Origin of the sequence: Amycolatopsis mongoliensis, from assembly GCF_030285665.1 — a bacterium.
GTDB classification, from domain to species: Bacteria; Actinomycetota; Actinomycetes; order Mycobacteriales; family Pseudonocardiaceae; genus Amycolatopsis; species Amycolatopsis mongoliensis.
In genome coordinates, this window is record NZ_CP127295.1 from 8,584,997 (window position 1) to 8,600,163 (window position 15,167).

The following is a 15,167-nucleotide window of genomic DNA, read 5'->3' on the forward strand; positions in this document are numbered from 1 at the left end:
GGCCACCGTCCGGAATGGACGGTGGCCGCTTCGCCGCGCTTCAGTTGTGCGGCTTGTTCGGGCTCAGCACCCCGACCGGCCCGGGAGGCATCGGCGACACACCGCGGTCGTCGAACTGGCCCTTCAGGGTCTGCCGCACCTCCACGACCCCGTCGACCCGGCGGATCAGCGCCGTGATCACCGGGATCATGCTCGTCCGTTCGACGGTGCCGTTGAGCGTGACGATGCCGTTGTGCACCGCGACGTACAGCGAGGCCGGGTCGAGCGCCATCTCGCGCAGCAGCACCTCGTCCCGGACCTCGTCCCGGATCTCCTGGTCGGTGCGCAGGAACACGCGCAGCAGATCGGAGCGGGACACCACGCCGACGAGCTTCCCCTCCTCGTCGACCACCGGCAGGCGGTGGAAGTGGTGCTGCTCCAGCAGTTTCGCGGCGACCGTGACGTCGTCGTCCGCCCGGACCGTGACCGCGGGGGCGGTCATCAGGTCCGCCGTGAACGCGGCGCCCGCCTTCCGCTTCGCCTGGCGCGCACCCGGCTTGAGCAGGCCGTGCGGGGCTTCGTGCTCGAGCAGGTCACCCTGCGAGACGACGCCGAGCACCCGCCCGTCGGAGTCCACCACGGGCGCCCCGCTGATGTTCCACGAGGCCAGCAGGACCGCGACGGCCTTGAACGGCGTGTCCGGCCCGACGGTGGCGGCGTCGGTCGTCATGACCGAACCCACCTTGCGACGGCTGGGCATTTGGATCTCCTTCACAGCAGCGGTCCGGGGTAGTAGGTACCCGCGGGTTCGTGCGCCGGTGCCGTTTCCTTCTCGGGCTCGGCGACGGTCCGCGCCGGGATGACCACCACGGGGCAGCTCGCCTCGCGCAGGCAGTGCTCGGCGACCGATCCGACGAGCAGCTTCAGCAGCCGGCCGCGGCCGTGGCTGCCGAGCACGAGCATCGCCGCGGTCTTCGAGGCCTCCTCCAGCGCCACCGTGGCCGAGTGCTCGACGAGCTCGGCCCGCACGGCCACGCCCGGGTGCTCGGCCCGCACCTCGCCGACGATCTCGTCGAGCTGCCGCCGCTCCCGGTCCAGGACCGTCTCCGGCGAACCGGCGACCGCCGCACCGAGGTCGTAGACCGGCTCGAACGTCCACGCCCGCAGCGCGACGACCTGGCGGCCGCTCTCCGCGGCCTCCGACACCGCCCAGCGCAGGGCGGCCACGCTGACCGCCGAATGGTCCACGCCGACGACGATGTCGCCCTGGTTTGCCGTTGTCATGGGGTTTCACCTTCTCCTCGTTCTCAAGAATGGGTTTTGCGGTCTTGTTCGTGGAACCACTCCTGCTGCCACTGGGCGAACCGGAAGCGGTCGAGGGAGAACACCGCGAGCCGGTAGCAGGCGGCCAGCAGTGCCAGCGCACCCAGCCACAGCCCGAGCCCGACGCCGACGGCGTCGATGAGGACGCCCGCGGCGCTCAGCGGCGGGTCCACCGGGTTGCCGGCGCGATCCACCCAGACGGTCAGCGTCTCGCCCTTGAGCGTGCCCTGGTCGGCCAGGACCTTGCCGACGTGGCGGGTCCCGTCGGGGACCACCCACGTGGCGTCGGTCGGTGCGGCGTTCCCGGCGACTCCGGCTCGCGAGCTCACCGTGATGTCCGGCCCGTCGGCGAGCAGGGTCGCCGTCACCGGCGTGCGCTCGCCGAGCTGCTGCGCGGACTCGTTCTGCTGCCGCACATAGGTTTCCGAGCCGATACTGGCGGCGACCGGCAGCGCGGCGAGCGCGAGCAGCACCACGAAGACCAGCAGCCCGGCCTGGAACCGGTCCGAGGCCCGCGCCACCGACCCGCGGCGGGGCAGGACGGTGCGCCACATCCGCGCGATCGGGTTCGACGACGTGCTCATGGTTCCTGCCCTCTCCGGTCGGAAGTTCCTGGTACGACCAGGATCATCGATTTCCGGCGTCGGCCGAAGAGGCCTTGGACCCCGGAGTGCGGGGACCGGCCCACCCTCCTCGGGAGGTCCTCCGACGGCGCACCGGGGACTTAGAGGTTGTCTCATGTGGTGAGTTTGCGGAGTCTCTTGTAGCACGTGAGGCTGGCTCCGAGAATGAGGAAGGCAAGGAAGTGCTCAGCTTTGCGTTCGTAGCGCAACGTGAGGCGCCGGTATCCGGTGAACCAGGCCATCGTTCGTTCGATCACCCAGCGGTGCCGGCCGAGCTTGTCCTTGGATTCGATGCCTTTGCGGGCGATGCGGACCTTGATGCCGCGGTCGCGGACCCAGCGCCGCAGGCCGGGCTGGTCGTAGGCCTTGTCGGCGTGCAGCTTGGCCGGCTTGCGCCGCCGCGGACCACGACGGGACTTGATCGCCGGGATCGCCATCACCAGCGGTCTGAGGGCGTGGCTGTCGTGGGTGTTGGCCGCGGAGACGGCGACGGCAAGCGGCAGCCCGGCGCGATCGGACAGGGCATGGATCTTCGAGCCGGGCTTGCCGCGGTCGACTGGGCTGGGCCCGGTCAGAGATCCCCCCTTTTGGCCCGCACGCAGGCACCGTCCACGATCGCGCGGCTCCAGTCGATGAGGCCCTGGCTGCCGAGCTCGTCCAATAGCGCATGATGCAAGCGTCGCCACAGCCCGGCTTTGGTCCACTGACCGAAGCGGCGGTGCGCGGTTTGGAACGGCACCCCGAACGACGGCGGCAGATCCCGCCACGCACATCCACTGGTCAGCACATACACAATCGCCGTGAACACCGCGCGAGCGTCCACCGGCGCCGTGCCACCACCCTGCGGACGCGGCGCGAATACCGGGATCAACGGCTCCACCAACGCCCACAGCTCGTCCGGCACCAACCGCAGCGACAACCGATCCACCACAGCCAAGATCATCGCTTACCAGCGCCCGATCACCACGTAAGACACGCTCTTAGGACCCTGTGCCGCGACCCGATCGGCCGGGGATGGTCGGGAAACCCGAGGGAACGGAGCACCACCATGCGCGCACGCGACATCATGACCACCCCGACGTTCGCGTTGACGCCGTCCGCGACGCTCGAAGAAGCCGCCGAGATGATGACCCGCCACGGGTTCACGACGATGCCGGTGGTCGACGCCGACGGGCAGCTGATCGGCCTGCTGTCCGAAGAGGACATCTTGCGGGCACCGGTTCCGCCCGGGGACCCCGACACGGGCGTGATGCTCGACGGCGGGCCGCGCACCGTCGGCGCCGTGATGCGCAAGCAGGGCCTGGCCCTGCGGGGCGACACCGACGTGCAGGAGCTGGCCGGGCTGATGACCGACGCCGAAGTGCGCTCGGCGCCGGTCGTCGAAGACGGCCGCGTCGTCGGCATGGTGACCTTCCGGGACGTGCTGCGCGCCACGGCCGGGCGCACCTGAACGTCACCCCGCCGTGACGCCCGGGCCGGTGCGGTGGGTCACGACTTCCTCGACCGGGCGGCGGGCCGTGAGCCGGGTCGGCGAGCCGTAGCCGATGCGCAGCAGGGTGTGCGGCTGGCCGAGCCCGGTGAAGATGTGGTCGAGCGACTCCCGCGTCCGCGAGGTTTCGAACGGCTGGGACAGGAACGACGTCGCCAGGCCTTCGGCGGTCGCGGTGAGCAGCACCCGCTGCATCGCCATCCCGGCCCGGACCTCCGCGTGCGGTCCCCGATCCCGGGTCAGCACCACCCCGAGCAGGGGCTCCTGCTCGTACTCGCGCGGCGGCAGGTCCTCGTTCTCGTGCGACGCGCGCAACGTCACGATCCCCGGCCCGGACGGGGGCGGCCCGGACGCGGCCCGCGGCACGCCGTCGGGGCTGTCGGGCTCCCGGTGGGTCCAGAACGCCGCTTCCGCCCGGAAGGCCACGTCGTCCGCCTGCAGTGCCTCGGCCTGCCGGACCAGCGACGCCACCGTGCTGTAGCGGCCGGAGACGTTCAGGTACTCGATCTGCCCGCCCTCCTGCAGGGCCGCGGACTTCAGCGCGGTCCGCGCCGCGGACGGCACCTCCTTGTCCAGCATCGGACGGCGGTTGGTGTGCCGGCGGAACACGGCTTCGGCGAGCTTGCGCTCGAGCGCGGTGGCCTTCTGGTTGCCGTCGAGCCGGATGACCGCGACCAGGTCGGGCTCGGCCGGGTCCGGCAGCATCCGGACGACCGCGGCGAGCCCGTTGGCACGCAGGCAGATGAGGAGGTTGAACGCGGCCGCGCCGCAAGCGAGCCGGGCCTCGCGCCCGTGCGGGTCGGCGATGCCCAGTACCCGGTCGCGGTCCAGCCACACCTCGACCACCTCGTGCTCGACGACGAACCGCCAGGGCTGGGTGTTGTGCGGCGAAGGCGCGCGCACGGCCGAGGCGAGGGCCTGGTCGAACACGGCGGGCAGCGGTCGGGTCATCGCGGGCTCCGGATGGCTGGGGGGCGAACACCCCCAGCATCACCGGCGGCCCCGCTCCGCGGCGATGGTCGCGCGTCACGACCCGGAGGGACCAAAGACCCCCGGCCCCCGTTGCTGAGACCGGTTTCAGCCGGCCGGTGGGATGCTCGACCGGCGCGAGCGGAGGGCCGAACCATGGACCGGCGAGCAGTGCACGAGGCGTGGGAGCGCGACCGCGCCACCCTGCACGAGCTGGTGGCCGCCGCGACGGCCGCCGATCTGCGCCGCCGGTCGGCGGGAACCCGGTGGACCAACCAGCAGCTGCTCTTCCACCTCGTGTTCGGCTACCAGATCGTGCGTGCCCTGCTGGTGCTGGTCCGCCTCTTCGGCCGCCTGCCCGACCCCGTGAGCCGCGGGTTCGCCGCCGTGCTCGACGCGGCCACTCCTCCCTTCCACGTGATCAACTACCTCGGGTCCTGCGGCGGCGGCCTGATCGGGCCCCGGCGCGCGGCCGCGTGGCTCGACCACATCATCGCCTCCCTGCACCGCAGCCTGGACCGGACCTCCGAAGCCGACCTCGCCCGCGGGATGCACTACCCGACCCGGTGGGATCCCTGCTTCCGGCCCACCATGACGATGGCCGACGTCTACCGCTACCCGAGCCGGCACTTCGCCCACCACCGGCAGCAGCTCACCCTCGACCGGTAGCGGCTCAGCACAGCACGCGTTCGCCGTCTTCCGGGACCACCGCGCACCAGCCGGCCTCCGCGTGCAGGGCCTTCGCCAGCGCGTGCGACGGCTCGGGCTCCCCCTCGACGACGAACGCCGTCTCGGGAGGAGGCGTCGCGATCGCCCACTCCAGCACCTCCGCCGGCCCGGCGAACTCGCCGGTGCTCCCCAGCGCGGTCACCTCGGCCCGCACCGGCACGTACCGGCCGTGGATCTTGAGCTGGCGGGCCCCGCTCGCGAGCTGCGCCGCGCGGGTGCCCGGCGCCGGGCGGCCCAGCAGGGCGACTCCGGTGCGGGGGTCCGGCAGCAGCGCGGCCAGGTGCGGCAGCACGCGGCCGGAGTCCGCCGTCTCGAGGCCGGCCACGATGATCGACGGCCGGTCGGGAACCTGCTCGACCAGCTCCGCGGGAACGCGGACGCGTCCGCCACGGTGCAGCTCGTGCCAGTGTTCGCGCTCGGCGCGCTGGTGGACTTCGACGGCCGAGAGACCGGCGGGGCTGTCCAGTACCACCGGCGTCGCCGGGATCTCCCCGGCGGCCGCCAGCTCGGCCAGCATGGTCAGCAGCCCCTCGCCCCCGGCCGCGGCCGCCGGGACGAGGACGTGGCCACCGCGGTTCACCGCCCGGCGCACCGCCGCGGCGAACCGGCCGGCCAGGTGGCCGTCGCCGGGCGGGGGCGGTGCGGCCAGCACCAGGGCGTCGGACCGCGGCCGCGGATCGGGCGGGCGCAGCCGCGGGTGCTCCGCCGCGCCGAGCGGGCCGGCGAACACCACCGAACGGCCGCCGGCCCGGATCCGCACCCAGGCCGCTCCGAGCCGGCCGCCGGCGCGGCCGAACTCGAACTCGGCACCGTCGAGCTGCTGCAACGTGCCGTATTCGACCGGCCGCACCAGGGCGACCGCCCGGGGAACGTCCTCCGGCCGGAAAGGCGGCACGGCCGGGCCGGGGCCGGCCCAGCCGCCCGCCTCGGCGGCGAGCGCGTCCTCGGCGAACTGCTTGGCGGCGTCGGACAACACGATCGGGAGCAGTGCGGCGGTTCCCGGTGTCGCGAACACCGGCCCGTACCAGCCTTCGGCGGCCAGCTGCGGCAGGAACCCCGCGTGCCCGAGGTCGGCGCTCGGCAGGATCACCGCGCCGGCCGCGTGCAGCTCGTCCGGGCAGGGCGAGAAGTTGCGCCGCCACAACGCGTCCGGACCGGCGAACAGCCCGCAGCCGACCAGGACGCGGATGCCGGGCAGCTCGAGGAGGTGGCGGGCGCCGGTCGCCCCGCCGAGGAAGGTCAGTGCGGGGTCGAGGTGCGACAACGGACGGTGACCGGTCACGTGGAGCGTCCCCGGCCACGGGCTGGTGCGGTAGCGCGCGGACGCCCGGCGGGCGGCGCTGAGCGCGGCGGCCCGGGATCCCTGGTGGGTAGCGGACATCGTTCCTTCCCTTCGCCTCAGCCGGCGACGTCACGCCGCCGGAACCCCGCCACGGCCGCCGCGACCAGCACCGCGCCCAGCGCGGTCAGCCAGAGCAGCGGGGCGGCCTGGACGGCCGCGCCCGGCAGCTTCGGCGAGTGGGTGAACGGCGACAGGTCGAGCACCCACTGGTCCAGCTTCAGCAACGTGCCGAACTCGCCGAGCAGCAGGAACGTGGTCAACGCGATCCAGGCAACCGCGACCGCCCGCGCCACGAAGCCGAACAGCGCCGCCGCGATCCCGGCGAGCACCCAGACGGCGGGCAGCTGGGCCAGCGCGGCGCCGACCAGCCGGGTGATCTCGGTGCCGGGCGAGCCGAGGCGGATCCCGTACGCCAGCCCGGCCATGACACCCAACGACGTCAAGAGCAGCACCGGCGCGGCCGTGGCGAGCAGCAGGTACCCCGCCAGCAGGTGGCGGCGGTCGAGCGCGGTGGCCAGCAGCGGTTCGACCCGCAGCGCCCGCTCCTCGCTCCGCAGGTGGACCAGGACGGTGATCGCGTAGGCCGCGGTGATCACCCCCGCCATCGCGAACTCGGCGGCGAGGAAGGCGTTCTCGAGGGCCTGTTCCCCGCCGAGTGCGGTGATCAGCGCCCGGGCACCGTCGCTGTCGAGCATCTTCCCGACGTTGCCCGCGAGACCGCCGAGGACGAGTCCGATCAGGACGTACCCGGCCAGCCAGGCGGCCAGGTTCGCGCGGTTGAGCCGCCACACCAGGCCCCACGCACCGCGCAGGGAGCCTTCGGCGTGCGCCGGGCCCGCCCGGTCCGGCAGCAGCCCGGCGTCGATGTCGCGGACGCGGGCCAGCGCGACCGCCACGGCGAGCAGCGCGGCGGCGGCGAGCGGCGGGACGACCAGGACCCACCAGACGTCCCCGGCGTAGGGCCGGACCTGCTCGGTCCACCCGATCGGCGACGCCCACGTCAGCCACTTCGGGCCGGCGGAGTCGCCCACCGCCCGCAGGAAGTACGCCGCGAGCAGCGCGACGACGGCCAGGCCCGAAGCGGCTCGCGCGCTCTTGGTCAGCTGGGCGGTCACCGCGGCGACCCCGCCGAAGACCAGGCCGGCGCCCGCCCAGCCGAGACCGAACGCCAGCGAACCCGCCACCGGCAGACCCGCCGCCGCGAGCCCCATGCCGCTGAAGAGACCGATGACCAGGCTCGACACCGACGTCACCACGACACCCGCCGCCAAGCCGGCGAAGCGGCCGACCACGGCGGAGCCCAGCAGCTCGCGCCGGCCGGCCTCCTCCTCGGCCCGGGTGTGCCGGACGACGGTGAAGATCATCAGCAGCGAGATCAGGGCCGCGCCGAACGCGGTCAGCTTGAACACCGCGGTCGCCCCCAGCGTCGGTGCGTGGACCGGGCCGTAGAGCGCGACCAGGGCCGGGACCGAGTTGATGCTGTCGGTCGCGGCCCGCTGGTCTCCGGCGGCCGGGTAGACCGCGGCGGTCGCCGCGGCGGCGGACGCCGCGACGAAGGTGAACACCGCGGCCCACACCGGCAGCCGGACCCGGTCCCGGCGCAGCGCCAGCCGGACCAGCGCGCCGGTCCCGGTGAGCGAGTTCACGCCGGCACCGCCGTCCGGTCCGGTTGGGCCCGGTAGTGGCGCAGGAACAGCTCTTCCAGGGTGGGCGGGTTGCTGGTGAGGCTCCGGACCCCGGTGTGGCTCAGGAACCCCAGCACGGCCGCCAGCTCCGCGTTGTCGACGGTCAGCCGCACCTGGTCGCCGTCGACGGTGCAGTCGTGCACCCCCGGCAGGTGCGCCAGCCCGTCCACGGCCCCGGCCAGCCGGGCGGTGATCGTCGTCCGGGTCAGGTGGCGGAGCTCGTCGAGGCTGCCGGAATCCACCAGCCGGCCGCCGCGGATGATGCTGACGCGGTCGCACAGCGCCTCCGCCTCGGAGAGGATGTGGCTCGACAGCAGGATGGTGCGGCCCCGGCCGCGCTCCTCGCGGACGCACTCCCGGAAGACCTCCTCCATCAACGGGTCGAGCCCGGCGGTGGGCTCGTCGAGCAGCAGCAGCTCGACGTCCGAGGAGAGCGCCGCCACGACGGCGACCTTCTGCCGGTTGCCCTTGGAGTACGCACGGCCCTTGATCCGCGGGTCGAGCTCGAAGCGATCGAGATACCGCCGGCGGCGCTCCGGGTCCAGCCCGCCACGCAGGCGGCCGAGCAGGTCGATGACCTCGCCGCCGGTGAGGTTCGGCCACAGCGAAACCTCACCGGGGACGTAGGCCAGCCGCCGGTGCAGCTCGACCGCGTCCCGCCACGGGTCGCCGCCGAGCAGCCGCATCTCGCCGGCGTCGGCACGCAACAGGCCCAGCAGCAACCGCAGCGTGGTGGTCTTCCCGGCGCCGTTCGGCCCGAGGAAGCCGTGCACCTCTCCGGTTTCCACGGTCAGGTCGAGGCCGTCCAGCGCCGTCGTCCGGCCGAACCGCTTGCGCAGCCCGGTGATCTCGATCGCGGCGGTCATCGCGTGCTCTCCAGCAGGATCCGGCGCTCGGCCGAGGCGATGGCCGCGCGGGACGGCCCGAGGACGTCCGGGTTGACCGAGATCGAGGTGATGCCGAAGCGCACCAGGTGCTCGGCGAAGCCCGGCTTGGTCGAGGGCGCCTGACCGCACAGCGACGAGGTGATGTTGCGGTGCCGGGCGATGCGGACGATCTTCTCGATGGCGTCGAGCACCGCCGGGTCGGCCTCGTCGAACAGCTCCGCGCACTGCGCCGAGTCGCGGTCGACGCCGAGCATCAGCTGGGTGAGGTCGTTGCTGCCGATGGAGACGCCGTCGATGCCCATCCCGGCGTACTCGGGCAGCCAGTGCACGACCGACGGGACCTCGGCCATGATCCAGCGGTGCAGGCCGCGCTGGCGGCCGAGCGGGCTGGCGTCGACCAGTTCGAGGCACTCCTCCAGCTCCCACTTGGTGCGGACGAACGGGATCATCAGGTGCAGGTTCGGCGTCTGCTCCCGGACGCGGGCCAGCGTCTCGAGCTCCAGGGCGAACAGGTCGCGCTCGCGGACGTAGCGGTAGCAGCCGCGGTAGCCGATCATCGGGTTGCTCTCGACGGGCTCGAACGCCTCGCCGCCGGCCAGGCCCCGGAACTCGTTGGTGCGCAGGTCGGTCGCGCGGTAGACGACCGGGCGGGTGCCGAACGGCCGGGTGATCTTCAGCAGCGACTCCGCCATGTTGTCCACAAAGGACCGCTCCTCGCCCTTGGCGAGCAGGTCCCGCGGGTGGCGGCCACCGAGCGCCTCGGTCAGCAGGAACTCCGCGCGCAGCAGCCCGACGCCGTCGACCGCCTGGGCGGCGACCTCTTCGGCGTGGTCGGGCATCGCGAGGTTGACGTACAGCTTGGTGCCGATGGCTTCCGGCGCCACCGGAGCGGTGACCGGCTCGGTGTGCGCCGGCGCCTTCTTGATCGCTCCGGCGTGCACCTCGCCCTTGGTGCCGTCGACGGTGACCAGGCTGCGGTCGGCCAGGACGCGGGTCGCGTCCCCGGTGCCGACGACGCACGGCACCCCCAGCTCGCGGGCGACCACGGCGGCGTGGCAGGTCATCCCGCCGCCGTCGGTGACCACGGCGGCGGCCCGGCGCATGGCCGGCACCCAGTCCGGGTTGGTCATCGGCGCGACGAGCACCTCGCCGTCCCGCAGGTGTTTCGCCTCGACCGGGTCGTGCAGCACGCGCACCGCGCCGCTGCCCTCACCCGGCGACGCCGCGAGCCCCGTGACGAGGGCTTCGGTCGTCACCGCCGTCACCGGCGGCAGCGTGGTGATCGGGCGCGACTGGACCAGGAAGACCTCGTCGTCGGCGATGGCGAACTCGATGTCCTGCGGCACGGCGTAGTGCTCCTCGACCCGCGTCGCCATCCGCGCCAGTTCCAGCACCAGGGTGTCGCTCAGGACGCGGCGGCCGCCCGCCGGCTCAGGCAGCTCGATCGTGACGTCCCCGCCCCCGGCCTCGGCGACGATCTTGTGGGTCTGCTTGCCGACCCGGACCGAGTGGATGAGCAGATCCTTCTTGCCGACGACGTAGGTGTCCGGCTCGACGGCCCCGCTGACGATCGCTTCGCCCTGGCCGAACACGGCTTCGATGACGACGCGGTCGAGGTTGCCGGTCCGCGGGTCGGCGGTGAAGATCACGCCGGAGCGCTCCGACTGGATCATGCGCTGGACGACGACCGCGATCGCCGGCTCACCGGTGAACCCGCGGCTGGCGCGGTAGCTGACCACCCGCGGGCTGAACAGCGAGGTCCAGCAGTCGACGACGTGCTCGGCCACCGCGTGGTCACCCCAGATGTTCGTGTAGGTGGCGTTCATCCCCGCGAAGGAGGCCTCGGCGCCGTCCTCCCCCGTCGCCGACGACCGGATCGCCACCGGCGTGGAGGTGCCCAGGCCCCGGTAGGCCTCGGCGATCTCGTCCCGCAGTTCACCGGTGAGCCCGGCGAGGCGGACGAGGTCGCGCATCCGGTCGCACTGCTCGGCCAGCCCCGCGGTGTCGTCGACGTTGGCCACGGCCTTGGCGTGCAGGTCGGCCAGTTCGGCGCGGACGCCGGCGTGCTCGAGCGCGGCCCAGTAGCCGTCGCGGGAGATCACGAAGCCGCCCGGCACGGTGAAGCCGGCGGAAATCAGCTCGCCGAGGTTGGCTCCCTTGCCGCCGACGGTCTCGTCGTCGGAGAGGCGGATCTCGGCCAGGTCGCGTACGTAGGTCATCGGAGTCCTCCTGAGGGTCCGTCGGGGAACAGTTCGCCGAGCGGCAGCCGCGGCGAGGGGGCGGCCGGAACCGCGGGGTAGCCGAACCGGAAGATCGCCTGCGGTATGCCTGGCAGGGCCAGCTCGGAGACGAGCCGCGCCCGGAAGCCCGTCAGGTGCAGGGGCTGGGTGAGCACCGAGCCGACGAGCGCTTTCGCCGTCGCCGTCAGCCAGACGCGCTGCAACGCGGCGCCGGCGGCCAGGTGGTCGGCGCGGGTGTCGCCGTCGGTGCAGAGGAAGAGCAGGTTCTCCTCGGCCAGCCGCTCGGCGAGCACGACGTCGTCGGGCACCGGGGTGCCGCGGCGAACCAGGCCGGCCGCCGGCGGGATCTCGGCGCTCAACGCGTCTTCGGGGACGCCGTCGCCGATCGCTTCCCGGCCGTGGGTGTGCGCGGTCCACAAATCCAGCTCACGCTGGTAGCCGCGGTCCTCGCGCAGGACGCGCGTGGCGAACCCGAGCAGCTGGGCCAGTCTGTCGAGGCGACCGGGCGCGACGACGCGCACGCCGGTCGTCTCGCCGGCGGCGATCAACGCGGCGTGCACGGCTGCCGGCACCCGGCCGTGGTAGAAGCGGTGCCGGTGGCTGCGGCGGCGGCCGATGGCCCGGTACAGCGCGAAGTCCCGGGCGGAGGCCGCGCGCGGGCGGCCGATCGTCACCGTGGCCACGACGTCGTCGTGGAGCTCGACGTGGCAGTCGCGCCCGAGCACCCGCACCGCGAGCTCGAGGTTGGTGAGGGCGGCACCGCAGGACAGCAGGCGGTCGCGGCCCCGTGGGTCGTGCCGGCTCAGCTCGACGTCCCGGCGCTCCAGCAGGTCCACCTCCGTCCCGCGGACGAGCAGCTGCCACGGCTGGCTGTTGTGCACCGAGGGCGCACGGCTCACCGCGCGGGCGAGCGCGCCGATCTGCTCGTGGGTCAGGCCTGCCGGTGCTGCGGCGGTCATCGTGGTCACTCCCGTACGCGGAGTCGGGCGCCCCGCCGCCAGTCATGGTGGCCCCGCCGCCGATGCGGGCACCGGAGCACAAAGTCCCCTGCTCCAGCGGAATTCGGCCCCTACCGGCCACGTCGGCCGCGAGCGCACGATCGCGGTGAACACCGAAGAGAAGGAGAGACCTGCCATGACTTCGCCGAAACCGCGCACGGGCCGCGTGATCGTCGTCGGCACCGACGGCACCCCCCGCGGCGACGCGGCCTTGAGGTGGGCGCTCGACGTGGGCGCGCACGCCGGGGACGTCGTCCGCGCCATCCTCGTCCGGCCCCGGGACACGCTGCTGCCCGGGACGTCCTTCGCCATCCAGCCGCACGGCCGCGTGCCGGAAGCCGGCTATTCCCTCGACGACCACATCGCCGGCCTGGGTGTCGAGACGGAGGCCACGGTCGAGACGCGCACGGTCCACGGTGACCCGGCGACCGAGCTGGTGACCGCCTCGGCGGACGCGGACCTGCTGGTCCTCGGCACCCACCGCGGCGGCGCGGTGACGGACCTGGTGCTGGGCAGTGTCGGGCGCGAGTGCGTCCGGTTCTCCCGCTGCCCGGTCGTGGTCATCACGCCCGAGGCCGCCCACCGGCTCGCGCCGGCCTGAGGAGCGCCGGATCGACCGCCGGGATTCCCCTCGCGCCGCGGGAATCCCGGCGGCGGCCGTTCGTGCCGACGGAAGTCAGGACTTTCCTCGCTTGCGAGTGGCGAAGCCGACCAGCAGCAGCGCTTGCGGAATTCCGGGCAGCAACGACTCTTCGGCGTGGCGCGCCCGCTCGCCCGGTGCCAGGAGCGGCAGCGGCACCGGCCGGGACGCGAACCCGCGGACCGCCGCCGCCAAGCGGGTCGTGTGGAGGGCCGCGCCGGCCAGGACGTGGTGGCGGCGGCTGTCGCCGGGGGTGGTGATCAGCAGGGGCGACTGCCCGGTGAGGTCGGCGCCGAGCTGCTTGAGCGTCGGTGCCCATTCCGGGCGGACGAGCCGGACGGTGGTGTCCGGCCAGAAGTCGTCCGCCGCCAGCGCACCGAGCACGGCGAGACTGACCGGGCGCAGCGGCGGGCTCGCCGGTGGCTCGTCGAGCTTCCGCAACGAGACGTACCGCGCCCACTCCGCACTCGCCGGGGTCCGGGCGGCACCGGCACGGACCACGGCGACGACGTCCGGCCGGTCCGGGTCGGCCGGGAACGTCACCACGGGTTCCCGGCCGAGCACGCGCAGGACGGTCCAGGCGGTGGAGACGGCCGCGCCGCAGTCGAGCAGGCGCGCGGCGCCGCCCCGGTCGCGGCGGCCGCCGGACAGCTGCTCCGCGACCACGATCTCGTCGGGCCGGACCTCGACCACGCAGTGGGTGGGGCCCAGCCGCACCAGCGCGTCGCCGAGGACGGCGCGGGAGGACTGGTCCCACCGGAACCCGGGAGCGATCATCTGCCGACGCCGAGGTGTCTGCCGGCGGCCCGGCAGGTGGCCAGCAGCCCGTCGACGTCGATCACCGTGACGCGGTTCTCCAGGCCGGGCGGCACCTCGGCCCGCACGTCCGGGTCCGGGGAGACCAGCGCGACCGGCACGTTGTCCCGGATCCCGCAGACCACCCCGTACTCACGGGCGGTCAGTTCGGGGCCCTGGCCGCGGACGTCGACGACCAGGTCCGGCTGGGCGAACGGTTCGTCCAGCGGGCACCGGCCACCGGGCGCGAGGGCGCGGCAGAGCCCGGCGCGGCTGTGGCACCGGCTGACCAGGCAGCCGGCGTCGCGCAGGGGCTGGACGAGGAAGTCGGCGTCCCCGAAGGACGCCTCGGTCAGCAGGACGTGCATGACTCACCTCACGGTCACTCGGGCAAGCGCTTCTTCGGCGCCGCGGGCCAGCTCCAGGTCTTCCCGGGGCAGGACGATCAAGGCGGGCACGGGCGAGTCCGCCGCGGTGACGATCCGGTCGACGTCGGTGTGCGGGACGTCGGCGGCGTGCAGCCCGAGCACTGTCAGTCCACTGAGGACGGACGTGATCACGTCCGGCTGGTGCTCGGCGACCCCGCCGGTGAACACCAGCGCGTCCAGCCGCGACAGGCTCGTCGCGGCCGCGCCGATCTCGCGGCGCAGCCGGTGCCGGTAGACCTCGAGCGCGACTTCGGCGTCGCGCTCCCCGCGGTTCGCCGCGGCCAGCACCCGGCGCAGGTCGCCGTTGGTGCCGGTCATCCCGGCCAGCCCGGACCGGTGGAACAGCGCGTCGGCCATCTCGGCCGGGCTCATCGGCGCCGTCTGCATCACGTGCAGCAGCAGGCCCGGGTCGACCGAACCGGACCGGGTCGCCATCATGGCGCCCTCCAACGGGGTGAAGCCCATGCTGGTGTCGACGCCGTGGCCGTCGCGGATCGCGGTCACCGACACCCCGGCCCCGACGTGGGCGCAGACGATCTGCAGCTCCTCCGGCGTCCGGCCGAGCAGTTCCCCGGTGCGCCGCAACGCGTGCTCACAGGAGAGACCGTGGAAACCGTAGCGGCGCAAGCGGTTCTGCGCGGTCCACGCCCGCGGCAGCGGGTAGCGGGCCGCCGCTTCGGGCATCCGGGCGTGGAAAGCGGTGTCGAAGCAGGCCACCACCGGCACGTCCGGCAGCAGGCGCCGGACCTCCCGGGCGACCGTCAGCGCCAACGGCTGGTGGTTCGGCGCGAGCGAGGTGAGCCGTTCGAGGTTCGCCAGCAGCGCGTCGTCCACCCGCGCGGGCGCCTTCTGCGAGCCGCCGTGGACGAAGCGGATGGCGATGGCGTCCACATCGGACCAGCGGCGGACCGCCTGGGCGACCGCACCGGGGTCGGCCAGGTCCCACGCCGTCCAGCCGACGGCGGTGCCGTCGGCGACGAGCGAGACCTTCATGCTCGACGAGCCCGGGTTCAGGGTCAGGACACGCACGGCTTTCCTCC

General features: G+C 73.6%; 16 protein-coding genes. 3 read left to right on the top strand and 13 right to left on the bottom strand.

Annotation, left to right across the window (positions count from 1 at the left end):
• Positions 1-40: 40 nt before the first annotated feature.
• From QRX60_RS41205 to QRX60_RS41220, 4 genes are all read right to left on the bottom strand, one after another.
• Positions 41-739, bottom strand: a complete 699-nt coding sequence (locus QRX60_RS41205; RefSeq protein ID WP_285996881.1) for a CBS domain-containing protein — start codon at positions 737-739, stop codon at positions 41-43.
• 11 nt (positions 740-750) lie between these two features.
• Positions 751-1,263 (bottom strand): universal stress protein, encoded by a 513-nt coding sequence (locus QRX60_RS41210; protein ID WP_285996882.1) that lies wholly within the window; start codon positions 1,261-1,263, stop codon positions 751-753.
• Between the two features lie 23 nt (positions 1,264-1,286).
• Entirely contained in the window at positions 1,287-1,886 is a 600-nt protein-coding gene (locus tag QRX60_RS41215; RefSeq protein WP_285996883.1) for an Rv1733c family protein, read from the bottom strand.
• A gap of 152 nt (positions 1,887-2,038) precedes the next feature.
• Positions 2,039-2,868 (bottom strand): IS5 family transposase gene (locus tag QRX60_RS41220; protein WP_408630145.1). Its coding sequence is split into 2 segments (ribosomal slippage): positions 2,039-2,514 and positions 2,514-2,868, totalling 831 coding nucleotides; the frame shifts between segments, so codons are not numbered across the junction.
• Between the two features lie 105 nt (positions 2,869-2,973).
• Here QRX60_RS41220 and QRX60_RS41225 point away from each other — a divergent pair.
• The gene (locus QRX60_RS41225; protein WP_285996884.1) at positions 2,974-3,375 is read left to right on the top strand and encodes a CBS domain-containing protein; all 402 of its coding nucleotides are present in this window, start codon (positions 2,974-2,976) and stop codon (positions 3,373-3,375) included.
• A gap of 3 nt (positions 3,376-3,378) precedes the next feature.
• Here the strand turns inward: QRX60_RS41225 and QRX60_RS41230 are convergent, their stop codons facing one another.
• A complete protein-coding gene (locus QRX60_RS41230) occupies positions 3,379-4,365 on the bottom strand; it encodes an Acg family FMN-binding oxidoreductase (protein WP_285996885.1) in 987 nt (328 codons plus the stop codon).
• A 174-nt stretch (positions 4,366-4,539) separates the two neighbouring features.
• Here QRX60_RS41230 and QRX60_RS41235 point away from each other — a divergent pair, with 174 nt between their 5' ends.
• The gene (locus QRX60_RS41235; RefSeq protein WP_285996886.1) at positions 4,540-5,052 is read left to right on the top strand and encodes a DinB family protein; all 513 of its coding nucleotides are present in this window, start codon (positions 4,540-4,542) and stop codon (positions 5,050-5,052) included.
• A 4-nt stretch (positions 5,053-5,056) separates the two neighbouring features.
• Here the strand turns inward: QRX60_RS41235 and QRX60_RS41240 are convergent, their stop codons facing one another.
• From QRX60_RS41240 to QRX60_RS41260, 5 genes are read right to left on the bottom strand one after another with little or no spacing between them, the layout of a single operon-like run.
• A complete protein-coding gene (locus QRX60_RS41240) occupies positions 5,057-6,493 on the bottom strand; it encodes an MBL fold metallo-hydrolase (protein WP_285996887.1) in 1,437 nt (478 codons plus the stop codon).
• Between the two features lie 17 nt (positions 6,494-6,510).
• Positions 6,511-8,100, bottom strand: a complete 1,590-nt coding sequence (locus QRX60_RS41245; protein WP_285996888.1) for an ABC transporter permease — start codon at positions 8,098-8,100, stop codon at positions 6,511-6,513.
• Positions 8,097-9,005 carry an ABC transporter ATP-binding protein gene (locus tag QRX60_RS41250; RefSeq protein WP_285996889.1) on the bottom strand — a complete coding sequence of 303 codons (909 nt, stop codon included), beginning with the start codon at positions 9,003-9,005 and terminating at the stop codon, positions 8,097-8,099. Before QRX60_RS41250 ends, QRX60_RS41245 begins: the two co-directional genes overlap by 4 nt.
• Positions 9,002-11,245 (bottom strand): phosphoenolpyruvate synthase, encoded by a 2,244-nt coding sequence (gene ppsA, locus QRX60_RS41255; RefSeq protein WP_285996890.1) that lies wholly within the window; start codon positions 11,243-11,245, stop codon positions 9,002-9,004. Before ppsA ends, QRX60_RS41250 begins: the two co-directional genes overlap by 4 nt.
• Complete coding sequence (locus QRX60_RS41260) at positions 11,242-12,225, bottom strand: Acg family FMN-binding oxidoreductase (protein ID WP_285996891.1); 984 nt, start codon at positions 12,223-12,225, stop codon at positions 11,242-11,244. The genes ppsA and QRX60_RS41260 overlap by 4 nt, the downstream gene beginning before the upstream one ends.
• A 175-nt stretch (positions 12,226-12,400) precedes the next feature.
• Between QRX60_RS41260 and QRX60_RS41265 the strand changes: the two genes are divergently transcribed.
• Complete coding sequence (locus tag QRX60_RS41265; protein WP_285996892.1) at positions 12,401-12,865, top strand: universal stress protein; 465 nt, start codon at positions 12,401-12,403, stop codon at positions 12,863-12,865.
• A 75-nt stretch (positions 12,866-12,940) separates the two neighbouring features.
• On the opposite strand, the gene QRX60_RS41270 is transcribed toward QRX60_RS41265, so the two are convergent.
• From QRX60_RS41270 to QRX60_RS41280, 3 genes are read right to left on the bottom strand one after another with little or no spacing between them, the layout of a single operon-like run.
• Positions 12,941-13,681 carry a hypothetical protein gene (locus tag QRX60_RS41270; protein WP_285996893.1) on the bottom strand — a complete coding sequence of 247 codons (741 nt, stop codon included), beginning with the start codon at positions 13,679-13,681 and terminating at the stop codon, positions 12,941-12,943.
• Complete coding sequence (locus QRX60_RS41275; RefSeq protein ID WP_285996894.1) at positions 13,678-14,067, bottom strand: hypothetical protein; 390 nt, start codon at positions 14,065-14,067, stop codon at positions 13,678-13,680. The genes QRX60_RS41270 and QRX60_RS41275 overlap by 4 nt, the downstream gene beginning before the upstream one ends.
• Before the next feature lie 3 nt (positions 14,068-14,070).
• On the bottom strand, positions 14,071-15,156 hold the full coding sequence (locus QRX60_RS41280) for an acetate/propionate family kinase (RefSeq protein ID WP_285996895.1): 1,086 nt from the start codon (positions 15,154-15,156) through the stop codon (positions 14,071-14,073).
• Positions 15,157-15,167 lie beyond the last annotated feature (11 nt).